Annotated in this window: 8 protein-coding genes and 1 pseudogene; 7 read left to right on the forward strand and 2 right to left on the reverse strand. The window is 65.7% G+C overall.

The annotated features are described in order from the left end of the window. The first annotated feature begins 214 nt into the window (after nt 1-214). A complete protein-coding gene (locus tag AB4Z37_RS01440; protein WP_441514889.1) occupies nt 215-859 on the forward strand; it encodes a TetR/AcrR family transcriptional regulator in 645 nt (214 codons plus the stop codon). 4 nt (nt 860-863) lie between these two features. Here the strand turns inward: AB4Z37_RS01440 and AB4Z37_RS01445 are convergent, their stop codons facing one another. Beyond that, nucleotides 864-2,084, reverse strand: a complete 1,221-nt coding sequence (locus AB4Z37_RS01445; protein ID WP_441514890.1) for an extensin family protein — start codon at nt 2,082-2,084, stop codon at nt 864-866. A gap of 626 nt (nt 2,085-2,710) precedes the next feature. On the opposite strand from AB4Z37_RS01445, the gene AB4Z37_RS01450 reads away from it, so the two are divergent. The 6 genes and pseudogenes from AB4Z37_RS01450 to AB4Z37_RS01475 all read left to right on the forward strand — a co-directional run. Then, nucleotides 2,711-3,376, forward strand: coding sequence for a L,D-transpeptidase (locus AB4Z37_RS01450; protein WP_441515238.1), 666 nt, complete (start codon nt 2,711-2,713; stop codon nt 3,374-3,376). Nucleotides 3,377-3,520: 144 nt separating this feature from the next. After that, complete coding sequence (locus AB4Z37_RS01455) at nt 3,521-5,062, forward strand: DUF4403 family protein (RefSeq protein ID WP_441514891.1); 1,542 nt, start codon at nt 3,521-3,523, stop codon at nt 5,060-5,062. A gap of 264 nt (nt 5,063-5,326) precedes the next feature. After that, on the forward strand, nt 5,327-6,049 hold the full coding sequence (locus AB4Z37_RS01460; RefSeq protein ID WP_441514892.1) for a response regulator: 723 nt from the start codon (nt 5,327-5,329) through the stop codon (nt 6,047-6,049). Further along, complete coding sequence (locus AB4Z37_RS01465) at nt 6,046-7,374, forward strand: ATP-binding protein (protein ID WP_441514893.1); 1,329 nt, start codon at nt 6,046-6,048, stop codon at nt 7,372-7,374. The genes AB4Z37_RS01460 and AB4Z37_RS01465 overlap by 4 nt, the downstream gene beginning before the upstream one ends. Nucleotides 7,375-7,537: 163 nt before the next feature. After that, on the forward strand, nt 7,538-8,755 hold the full coding sequence (locus tag AB4Z37_RS01470) for an ABC transporter substrate-binding protein (protein WP_441514894.1): 1,218 nt from the start codon (nt 7,538-7,540) through the stop codon (nt 8,753-8,755). Between the two features lie 297 nt (nt 8,756-9,052). Then, nucleotides 9,053-10,636: pseudogene (locus AB4Z37_RS01475) on the forward strand (PAS domain-containing sensor histidine kinase); the annotation flags it as partial. 29 nt (nt 10,637-10,665) lie between these two features. Here the strand turns inward: AB4Z37_RS01475 and AB4Z37_RS01480 are convergent. Continuing rightward, a complete protein-coding gene (locus AB4Z37_RS01480; RefSeq protein ID WP_441514895.1) occupies nt 10,666-12,138 on the reverse strand; it encodes a hypothetical protein in 1,473 nt (490 codons plus the stop codon). Nucleotides 12,139-12,250: the final 112 nt, after the last annotated feature.

The following is a 12,250-nucleotide window of genomic DNA, read 5'->3' on the forward strand; positions in this document are numbered from 1 at the left end:
CCGACGATCCAACGCCCCCACAGCGCCGGTTGCTGCAATGCGCCATCAAGTCAAATTACCATTGACCGAACGGTTCGGTCAACATAACTTTCTTAGGACGCTTCCAGGAAACCGCTGTCAGGAGCAAGGAAGCCTCCGATAGGCTGTCCAGGACCATAGCGGCATCCTGCTACCTAAACGTTGCTACCGCTCAGACAAGAGGCCGACCGCTCCCATGACCACCCCCGTCGCGCTCAAAGTTCCCGCCGTCGAGGAGGATTCGTCCAAGCGCCGCCAGATCCTGGACGGCGCGCGCCGGATGTTCATGGAATTCGGGTTCGATGCCGCCAGCATGGGGGAAATCGCCAGGACGGCCGGCGTCTCCAAGGGCACCCTCTACGTCTACTTTGCCGACAAGTGCGCGCTGTTCCAGGCCATCGTCGAGGAGATCGCCCAGATCCACGGCCGGATCGGCGCCGATATCGATCTCGATGATCATGACGTCCCCGGCTCGCTGCGCCGGTTCGGCATGGCCTACATGGAACTGCTGTGCCGGCCGGACGGCGGCTCGGCGGTGCGCACCATCATGGCGATCGCCGAACGGATGCCCGAGATCGGCCGCCGCTATTACTCGACCATCATCGCCGGCAGCATCAACCGCCTGGCCCAATACCTCGCCGCCCAGTCCAAGGCGGGAATCCTCGCCATCGACGACCACGAACTCGCCGCCGAGCAGTTCCTGAAGAGCTGCCAGGCGACATTATTCCTGCCGTTCGTGTTCCAGACTACGCCCTCGCCGTCGCGCGAGCGCATTGCCTACGTCATCGACAGCGCGGTGCGGATGTTCATGGCGGCGTACGGCGCCGGGACGAAGCGCTGACCGTTCAGCGGTCGGAATCGCGAATCCGCGACTCGTCCTCGATCGTCGCCTCATCGTCCTTCGACAGCTTGCCGGAGAAGATCCTGCGCATCTGGCGCGAGATCGATCCGGTGACACCGACATCGCGGGCAGCATAGCTGCCGCTGCGCTGCATGGCGCGCGCGGCGACCTGGTCGCCAGCCACCGCCGCCGGCTGGCAGATGATGCGCCCGCTGGCGCGCCGCATCAGGTCCACATGAATGTGGTCGTAGTGATAGACGTTCGAGCCCGGCGCCAGCACGGTATTGAACAGCTGACATGCGCCGCCCTGGACGTCGCGCAGGAAGCCCTGCTCCTCCGCAAGCCCGCGCCAGCCGTCCTTGACCAGGATCCGCCGGCCGTCGGCCAGCGTGAAGCCGGCGACATCGAGCGCATTGCCGAACGCATGCTCGGAGATGTGGGCGTTGGGATTGCCGTTCATGCCACGACAGGAATAAGCCGAGATCTGCTTGATCTCGACTACCGGCGCGCCGAACCAGCGCATCGCCGCCGGTTGTACGCTGTCGGCGATCCAGCGGTCGAGCATCGACACGATCGGGCAGGCGAGTGTCGCGGCCGGCTTGACCGCCACGGGACCGATCGCGGCGACCGGCGGCGGCTGCGCCGTGCCGAGCCGTGGCAGCGGCGCTTCGGCCTGAGGCTCACGCCCCGGCGAATAGTTCGGCCGCGCATAGCGCTGGCCGCCATCGGCCGGCATCGCCGCCTCGGGGCTCCCCTCCGCCGGCAGCTCGATCTCATCGCCCGAGGACGATGCAACGCCCGGTGCACGCAGCGAAACCGGCCCCTGTCCGCCACCGCTCATCGACGGCTGCGTTCGATAGGCGCCGTTCGCCGGCGCAGCGGCCGGATAGCCCGACGGCTGCGGGGATTGGGAGATCGGCCAGCGCGGCTGGCCGTTTGGAATGCCGCCCGGCGGGCGAATCTCGTCGGCAAAACCGGTGGCGCTGCCGCTGTCGAGCGCAGCAACCTTGAGAGGAAAGTCGGCGCCGCACACACCCGGCCCGCTGATCGGATCGATGCGCACCAGGCCCGCGGTCTCGCGCACCGCGCCGGATTTCAGGCATGCCAATTCGGCCTCGTGCCGCCAGGCTTCCCGCTCCGCGGTCTGGAAGAAACCACGGCCACAGCCCGCGAGGGATACGAGGACGATGGAGCCGACGAGATACAAACGAACTCCGCGCGTCATGCGCGCACGTTCGGCGAATTTACTTAAGGACTCTTCAACACGTTGTTTTTATGGATTTTTTACCATACCAAGCGATTGCAACCTTTCGCCGGCTGCGGCGTTGACGAGCGCCGGATTCCGAAGCCGCGGGAACACGGACAGTCCTGGTGCGTAATGGGCACTGCCGCTGTGGCAGACCGAGCTTCGGATCCCAAGGCCACGATGTCGGAACAGGGAGACCTCTCCATGACCTTCACCGGCCGGTTCAACCTGATCGTCGCCTATGCCGCGCTCGCCTTTGTCGGCGCGATCGTGCTCGGACTGTTCTAGTGTCCCAAATCCGAAGTTCGCTCGATTTCGCGGCGAGCGCTTTCGTGAACTTCGGATTCGACAAGGACATGAGCAAGATAGGATTTCGAGTGTCCTGATCGGTTCGCAAGTTCGTACCGGAGTAGCTGCAACTGCAACGAACTTGCGAACCGGGACACTAGCCGAGACGCCGCACGACCATGCCATTCGCTTGAACCTTCGCGCTCCCGCCCACACCAACCGCAAAAGGCAGGGAGAGCGCGATGACCCACTGGCATGGACTGCAGGTTCGCTCGTTCACCACAATCGCAGCATCACTTCACATGCGCCGCAGCGTCATGGCCGGACTGCTTGCCGCCGGCCTCTTCGGCGCCGCCGTGCCGGCGGGCGCGGGACCGCTGACGCCCTTTCCGCTGTTGCCGCTGCCTCTGCCGATCGCACCGCCGATCGCCATGCCGGCAGAACCGCAGGCCACGCCACAGATCGAGGCCGATGCAGATGCCGTCGTCGCCGAGCGTCCGGCCCGCTTCAAGCGGCAGATCGTCGCCTACCAGACCCGCGAAACGCAGGGCACGATCGTGATCGACACCTCCAACACCTATCTCTATTACGTGCTCGGCGGCGGCCGGGCCCTTCGCTATGGCATCGGTGTGGGCCGGCAAGGCTTCACCTGGTCGGGCACCCAGGCAATCACGCGCAAGGCGGAATGGCCCGACTGGACGCCGCCCGCGGAGATGCTGGCGCGCCAGCCCTATCTGCCGCGCTTCGTCGCCGGCGGCCCGCAAAACCCGCTCGGTGCGCGCGCCATGTACCTTGGCGGTACGGCGTACCGCATTCACGGCACCAACAATCCGTCGACCATCGGCGGACATGTCTCGTCGGGCTGCATCCGCATGACCAACGACGACGTCATCGACCTCTACGGCCGCGCCAGCGTCGGCACCAGGGTCGTGGTGCTGCCTGCCGAGCGCCATGCCTCCACGGCGACCATGCCGCGGGGCTGATCGTCGTCGCGGCCACGCTGGCAACCTCCGACCGGCGACATGTACGACCTCGCAGCTTCACGACACACCGGCTTGCCGACAAAACGGTATCTCGACGCCCACGGGACGCGCTAGTCTTCGAACCTTCACTTGGTCGGGGACCCCATGCGCGTCAAGACACTGCTGCTCGGACTGGCGGCGCTCGCCATCTCGTTCATCGTCAGCCTCAAGGTGATGAACTTTGTGTCGCCGCCGCCGGGCAGCGTCGTACCTGTTTTGGTCAAACTGCCGCCGTTGCCGCCGCCGACGCGGACATCCCGGATCATCGCGCCGGTCGCGATCTCGTTCGAGGCCATTCGTACCGCCGCCGAGCGCGCCGCGCCGCGCAACTTCACCGGCAAGGCGGACAACCCGGTCGGACAGATCCTGCAGAACGCCGACATCAACTGGACCGCCGAGCGCGGTCCGATCGCGGCGACCGGCGCCAACAACCAGCTCACCATCACGGCTCCCCTCACCGGCAAGCTCAACGTCACCGGCTCGCTGTCGGCCAACGCCGCAAACGCGCTCGGCGGCCTGATCGGCGGCAACATCGGCAAGCAGCTCGGCAACATCGCGATCAAGTCCGTCAACGCCGACGCCGACATCCGCGGCAACGTCACCGTCACCTCGCGGCCGCTGCTGACCGAACACTGGCGGATCGAACCCAACCTTGCCGCGCAGGTCACCGTCGGCGACACCGGCATCACCGCTGGCGGCATACGGATCGGCGTCCCGGCCCAGGTCAAGCCGGTGCTGGACAAGCTGGTCGGCGAGCAGGTCGCCGCCATCCAGCAACGGGTCCGCAACGACCCGGTGCTGGAGCAGAACGCGCGGCAGCAATGGACCAAGATGTGCCGCTCCATCCCGCTGCCACGAGCAGCGCCCAACCTGCCGGACCTGTTCCTCGAGATGCGCCCCACCAAGGCCGTCGCGGCCCAGCCGCGTCTCGACGCCGCGAACCTCATCCTGACGCTCGGCGTCGAGGCCGAGACGCGGATCCTGCCGACCAAGACGACACCCACCTGCCCGTTCCCGGCGCTGCTCGACATCGTGCCGCCGATCAACAATGGCAGCATGGCCATCGGCGTGCCGATCGACCTGCCGTTCAGCGAGGTCAACGCGATCGTCAATGCGCAGTTGAAGGGGCGGACGTTGCCCGAGAACGGCGACAGCGCAGTGGCCGTCACCGTGCGCAGTGCCTCGGTGACCCCATCCGGCGACCGGCTGCTGATCTCGCTCGACGTCGACGCTGCCGAGACCAAGAGCATCTTCAGCCTCGGTGCCCAGGCGACTGTACATGTGTGGGGCCGCCCCGCCCTCGATCAGGCAAAGCAAATCCTGCGGCTGACCGACATCGAGCTGGCGGTGGAATCCAAGGCGGCCTTCGGCCTGCTCGGGCCGGCTGCACGAGCCGCGGAACCATACCTGCGCAACATGCTGGCGGAGAAGGCCACCATCGACCTGAAACCATTCGCCGCCAACGCCCGCCAGCGCATCGAGGCCGCGCTGGCGGACTTCCAGACCGGCACGGACGGGGTCAAGGTTCGCACCGGAATCGACAGCATCCGCCTTGTCGAGGTCGCATTCGACAACGAAACGCTGCGGATCATCACCGAAGCCACCGGCTCCACGCGCGTCACCGTCACCGCTCTTCCGGCACCTTGATCTTCCGGCACCTTGAGAGGCCGTCGGCGCGCCCCTTACCGCGGGTTCCCGCGCGACCACGCGCATCACCGCGCTGTGAACGCAGCGGCTTAGTATCCGGCGCGGACACGCTGGCCCAGGGCCCGGTCTGTTATGTAGAGATGCGCGCTTGTCGAGTCGCCGTCCGATATTGCAGCATGTTGCGGGCGGCGCTCCAGAAACATTTGGACACAAACGACCATGCATCTATCCGCGACGCAGGTGAAACCGGAGCGAGGACCGACAATGGCGACCGTTCCACCGCACATTCTCGTCGTCGAGGATGATCGCGAAACGCGAGCGCTGATCGCCCGTTACCTGCGGGCCAATGGCTGCAACGTGATGGTCGCCGCCGATGGCCACGAGATGGATCGACACATCGCCAACAGCCGCGTCGACCTCATTGTGCTCGACCTGATGCTGCCCGGCGAAGACGGCCTCAGCCTGTGCCGCCGGCTGCGCGCGTCGTCCCAGCTTCCCGTCATCATGCTCACCGCCCGCGGCGAGGATGTCGATCGCATCGTCGGCCTGGAGATGGGGGCGGACGACTATCTCGGCAAACCATTCAACCCGCGCGAACTGCTCGCCCGCATCAACGCGGTGCTGCGCCGCCAGGCCGCAGCGGTGACTGCCAGCTCCCTCAAGGGCACCACCGCGCTCGGCTTTCTCGGCTGGCGCATCGACCTGCGGCTGCGTGAGCTGCGCAACCCGGAAGGCGCCCGCGTCGCACTCACCAGCGCGGAGTTCGATCTGCTGCAGGCGTTTTGCGAGCGTCCCGGCCGCGTGCTGTCGCGCGACAACCTGCTCGACCTGACGCAGGGCCGTGCCTCGGGCTCGTTCGAGCGCAGCATCGATGTGCTGGTCAGCCGGATCCGCCGCAAGCTGGAGCGCGGCCCGGGCGAGACCGACATCATCAAGACGGTGCGCTCCGGCGGCTATCTGTTCACTCCGGTGGTGGACCCCTCGTGACCGCGATCCGGCAGTTTCTTGCCTTCTTCAGCGTTCGCCGGATCAGCGGCCAGATCGCGATGCTGGTGGCCGCGTTGCTGATCACGGGCCAGCTCATGGTCACGGCGTTCTTCTTTTTCCACCGCACCAACTCACAGCCGGCGCCGGAGCGGCCGCGGCGCGAACTCGGCACGCTGGCGCAACTGATCAGCGCGACGCCCCTGCCCGATCGCCCGCGCGTCCTCGACGATGTCCGCCGGGCCTTCCCGCTGCTGGCGATCGACCTGTCCAGACCCAATCCCGAGGCGGCGCACAACGATCCGGTCAAGCCGCCCCCGGGTTACCCGTTACGGCTTGCACCCGGCTTTCATGCCTTCATGCTGCCAGGTCCGGACAACCACGTCGGCATCCGCCTGCCCGACGGCGCCCTGTTGACCGCGCGGCTCGGGATGGACCGCTCGCCGCCCTGGCTCGCGATGCCGTGGGCGGTGATGCTGCCGTTCGTCCTTGTCAGCTTCACCCTGCTCGGCCTGTGGGCGGCCCGCGCGCTGGGCGCGCCGTTGTCGACCTTTGCGACCGCGGCCGAAAACTTCAGTCTCAACAGCACCGCGCCCCCCCTCGCGGAAAGCGGCCCCGAGGAAATCCGTTCGCTGGCGCGGGCGCTCAATCGCATGCGCGAGCGCATCACTACGCTGATGAACGACCGCACACGGATGCTGGCGGCGATCAGCCATGACCTGCGCACACCGATCACCCGACTGCGGCTGCGCTCCGAATTCATCGAAGACGAGATCCACCGCCGGCAGACACTCATCGACCTCGACCAGATGCGCGCGATGCTGGAGTCCGTGCTGTCGTTCCTGCGCAACGACCATACACGGGAATCGGTGACGCTGGTCGATCTGACCGCAATGCTGCATCTGATCTGCGACCAGTTCTCCGATCTCGGCCACAAGGTCAGCTATCGCGGTCCGGCCCGTGCGACCATCGTCGCACGGCCGGACGATCTGCACCGCGCCGTCACCAATCTGGTCGAGAACGCGGTGCGCTTCGGCACCGTCATCAACATCAACCTCGGCATCTCCGACCAGCAGGCCATCATCGAGGTCGAGGACGACGGTCCGGGAATCGACGACGCCCGCAAGGCGGCGATGCTGGAACCTTTCGTGCGCGGCGACGAGGCCCGCAACATGGACGAATCCACCGGCTTTGGCCTTGGGCTGTCGATCGCCCGGGCCATTGTTACCGCACACAACGGGATGCTCTCGCTGCTCAACCGCGAGCCCACCGGATTGACGGTACGCATCGTGCTGCCCCGCGGCGCGGAGCGCAAATCCGCGGCCTAGCTCCGCCATCGACCGCGAAGCGGAATATCAATCCGATCATATGGATGACCGAGTTTTGCGCTTGCTGCCCGCAACGAAGCTGGGCAGGATCGCCGCACAACAAGCCGCGCAGGTCTCCGGACGCCCGATGCCCAAGCGCGGCCCCAAGAGGGAGAACGCTGAAATGAAGTCGCTCGTCGCCGCCTGCTGCGCCGCCACCATGGCGCTGGCCAGTTCCTCGATCGCCGCCCGGGCCCAGATCTCTGACGACGTGGTCAAGATCGGGGTCCTCACCGACATGTCGAGCCTCTATGCCGACGCCACCGGCAAGGGCTCCTTGATCGCGGTCGAGATGGCCGCCGCGGATTTCGGCGGCAAGGTCAAGGGCAAGCCGATCCAGATCGTATCCGGTGACCATCAGAACAAACCGGACGTCGGCGTCGGCATCGCCCGCAACTGGTTCGACAACGAGAAGGTCGATGCGGTGTTCGACGTGCCGACATCGTCGGTCGCGCTGGCGATCCAGCAACTCACCCGCGACAAGAACAAGGTGTTCATCAATTCCGGTGGCGGCACCTCCGACCTGACCGGCCCGGCATGCTCGCCGACCACCGTGCACTGGACCTACGACACCTACGCGCTGTCGAATGTGGCCGGCCGCGCCATGGTCCAGCGGGGCGAGGACAGCTGGTTCTTCATCACCGCCGACTATGCCTTCGGCGCCGCGCTGGAGCGTGATGCCTCCAACGTGGTGAAGGACACCGGCGGCAAGCTGCTCGGCAACGTCCGCCATCCGCTCAACTCCTCGGACTTCTCGTCCTACCTGCTGCAGGCGCAGGCGTCCAAGGCCAAGGTGGTCGCGCTCGCCAATGCCGGCGGCGACACCACCAACGCGCTGAAGCAGGCCGCCGAGTTCGGCTTGATGAAAGGTGGACAGAAGCTGATCGCGCTGCTGCTGGAGATCACCGACGTGCACGGCATTGGCCTGAAGGACGGCCAGGGCCTGATCCTGACCGATGCGTTCTACTGGGACCGCGACGACGACACGCGGGCGTTCTCCAAGCGCTTCATGGAAAAGGTCGGCCACATGCCCACCATGATCCAGGCCGGCCTCTACTCGGCCACCATGCACTACCTGAAGGCCATCGACGCCATCGGCACCGACGACACCACCAAGGTGATGGCGCAGATGAAGGCGACGCCGATCCACGACTTCTTTGCCCGCGACGGTCACATCCGCGAGGACGGCCGCATGGTGCACGACATGTACCTGTTCGAGGTCAAGAAGCCCGAAGAATCCAAGGGCGACTGGGATCTCTACAAGCTGCTGGCGACCGTCCCGGGCGACCAGGCGTTCCGCCCCCTCGACAAGGGCGGCTGTCCGCTGGTCAAGGCGCACTGACCCCATTCTTGGGACCAAAGCGCGTGAAGGGCGCCCCGCTGGGGCGCCCTTTTTTGTCGCGGTAACCTTTCCTGCACGGCGCCGTCTCGGCCCACGCCGAAAACCGGTGTTCATTGCGACAAAAGACACGCTATGATTGCGCCGTCGGCCGACACCGATCCCTGCTGGCACGTGCTGCGCATCGCGGTTTCTTCGATGACCTCCTGGTTTTCTTCACTGCTGTTGTCCGCCGGACGAACCTTGCGCGGTATCATCCGAGCGATGACCGGACCCGCGCGGCCGACGCTTCCCCACACCGAGGAGACCTATCGCTGGCTGTTCGAGAATTCCGTCGACGGCATCTATGTCACGACACCGGCCGGCCAGTTGCTCAACGCCAACCCCGCGCTCGCCCGCATGATGGGTTATCCGACCCCGCAAGACCTGATTGCGGCCGCCGCCGACATCGCCACCCGGGTCTATGTCGATCCCGACAAGCGAGCCGAGTACCAGCGGCTGATGGAGTGCGACGGCATCGTCCGGGAATTCGAATACCAGGTCCGCCAATCGAACGGCACCGTTCTCTGGCTGTCGGACAGCGCCGCCGCGGTACGCGACGCTGGCGGGCGCATCATCCGTTATGAAGGCACGGTGCGCGACATCACCGCACAAAAATCGTCGGAGGCAGCGCTCGCCGAAAGCCGCCAGCGCCTGCAAGAGGTGATCGACACCGTTCCGGCCGTCATCAATGTGAAGAATACCGAACTGCGTTATGTACTGATGAACCGCTACATGGCGCGGATCTTCAACATCGCGCCGGAGGATGCGCTCGGCCGCACCACAAGCGAGATCATGTCACGCTATGGCGCGGCCAAGACCGACGCCAACGACCGCCGCGTGCTGGAGAGCCGGCAGGAGCTCGGCTTCTACGAGGAGGAATACCTCGACTCGAAAGGCACTGCCCGGCAGTGGATGGCCAAGAAGGTCCCGATCGTCGACGATGACGGCAACATCCGCTTCATCGTGACGGTCGCCCTCGATATCGGGGACCGCAAGCGCGTCGAGCAGGAGATGCGTGAGGCGCGCGACGCCGCCGAAACCGCGCTGCGCGATCTGCGCGAGACCCAGAACTCGCTGGTGGAAGCCGAGAAGCTGGCGGCGCTCGGACGCCTCGTCGCCGGCGTCGCCCACGAAGTCAACAATCCGGTCGGCATCAGCCTGACCGTCGCATCATCGCTGCAGCGCCAGACGCGCCTGTTCGCCGAGGAGGTCGAGCGCGGCGAGCTGCGCAAGTCGAGCCTCACCAACTTCCTGAAGATGGCCGGCGAAGCGACAACCCAGCTGATGGACAACCTCAACCGCGCCGCCGAGCTGATCCAGTCGTTCAAGCAGGTCGCAACCGACCGTAATTTCACGGAGCGGCGCGAGTTCGACATTCGCGAATTGACCGAGCAGATCATCACCAGCCTGCGCCCGGGCCTGCGCCGGCAGAATGTCAACCTGACGGTGGACTGCGAACCGGGGCTGGTGCTGAACAGCTATCCCGGCTCCTACGGCCAGATCCTGACCAACCTGTTCCTGAACGCGGTGATCCACGCCTTCCCGGAAGGGCAGCCAGGCCAGATCGACGTCAAGGTTCGCGGCCCGGCGAGCGACAGCGTCGAGGTCCTGTTCGCCGACAACGGGCGCGGCATGTCACCGGACGTGCGGCGGCATGCGTTCGATCCGTTTTTCACGACGAAGCGCAACCAGGGCGGCACCGGGCTCGGACTGCACATCGTCTACAATCTCGTCACCAACCGGCTCGGCGGCCGGATCGGCCTCGAGTCGACCGTCGGCAGCGGTACCCAGATCCAGATCGTGCTGCCGCGTGTGGCACCGTTCGATCGCGCTGCCGAATAGCCGCACGCACGAACGGGCTATGCCAGAGATCAGGTGGCCTTGGCGCGAATCCGGCCGGTGACCGGCCCTGTGCGGACATAGACAACGGCGAGGTCGTTGCTGAAAACCTTCTTCCAGCCCTCGACGTGCTCCATCAGAAGACCGAGCGGCGTGCCGGCATAGAACACGGCGGCGTCGAGGTCGTAGGTTTCTACGATGCGGAAGAAGGCGTCGGGATCCTTGAGCAGCAGTGCATTCCAGTGATCGAGCGCGAAACGTTCACCATACAGCTCCGCGCGGCCGTCGATCAGCGGCTTCATGCCGACCCAGATCATATAGCCGCCAAAACCGTAGTCGTTGAACACCCGCCTGGCGTTGTGTTCGCGCAGGGCGGCGACCGCAGACGCGTAGTTCTCTTCTTCCGGTACCCGAATGTCCCGCACTGTCGCGAACAGGCAGAGCGCGATCGCGGCGACCGCGGTTGCCGGCAGCAGGCCGAAACGACTTGACCGAGCCTCAGGGCGCAGCGCAAGGCCGAACTGATCCGCCACCGGCGTCAGCGCCACGATCGGCAACAGCAGCACGAACACCTCGATGTTGCGCATATGGGCCAACGCCATGTGCAGCAGGCCGAGCGCCAGCAGGATACGGGTCGGCGGCAACCGAACACCGAAATAGAGCGCCGCGCCGATCAACGCCAGCAGCGCCCCCTCGAACATGACGAACACAGAGACATCGACCGGCCGCCATTCCGAGATCACACGCAGCAGTTCACCGAGATCGAGAATCCGATGCGCCGCAAGCAGCGAGTTCCAGCCATAGGGTGTAACGCAGCATGCCGCGAGACAGCACAGCCCGAACACCGCCCATTGCGCGAACAGCTGACGACGACGCTCTGACGGCGCATGCCACAAGGCATCGAGCGCGATCGGTCCGACCAGCATCACGCCGAATACGAAGCTGCCATGCAGGTTGGTCCACAGCACCAGCAGCGGCAACAGACGCCACGACGGCCGCTCCGCGCGGTCGGCCGCGGCGATCAGCCCGGCCCCCCATGCCACCATCACCGGCATCGCCAGCACATGCGGACGGGCGAAGAAGTGAAACGACGACAACGTGAACGCCATGGTGGCGACAAAGCAGGCGTAGGTCGGCGGCAGCCGCTGCCCGAGAACGCGCGTCAGTACGGTGACGGCAAGACTGAGCGCGAGCGCGCAGAGCAAAATCACCCCACTCCAGCCCGCGACGGCATAGGCTGCGGCAAACAGCACCTGCGACAGCCAGGACGATGACATCCAGGGCTGTCCGGCCTTCGTCAGCGAATAGATGTCGACGTAGGGTACGGCGCGGTTGGCGAGAATCCACTCACCGACCCGGATCTGCCAGAACGTATCGCTGTCGAACAGCAGCTTGGGCGTCAGCAGCACCACCATCATCGCCGCGGCGGCGGCGAGCCAGAACCACGCCGGCGGCCACGCAAATGCGCGGGCCGTGCGCAGGCTGTCGAGACTGGTGACGCTCATAAGGCCCCCGTGGGCATGGAAAGATCGGGCAATCGGGCCGGATCCAATCAGCCAACCGATAATTTCAAGTAAACCGGCCTCCGGGCACACCTCGTCGCGCGCGAACGAGGCC

This window comes from Bradyrhizobium sp. 2TAF24, from assembly GCF_052115025.1.
Lineage (GTDB): Bacteria > Pseudomonadota > Alphaproteobacteria > Rhizobiales > Xanthobacteraceae > Bradyrhizobium_A.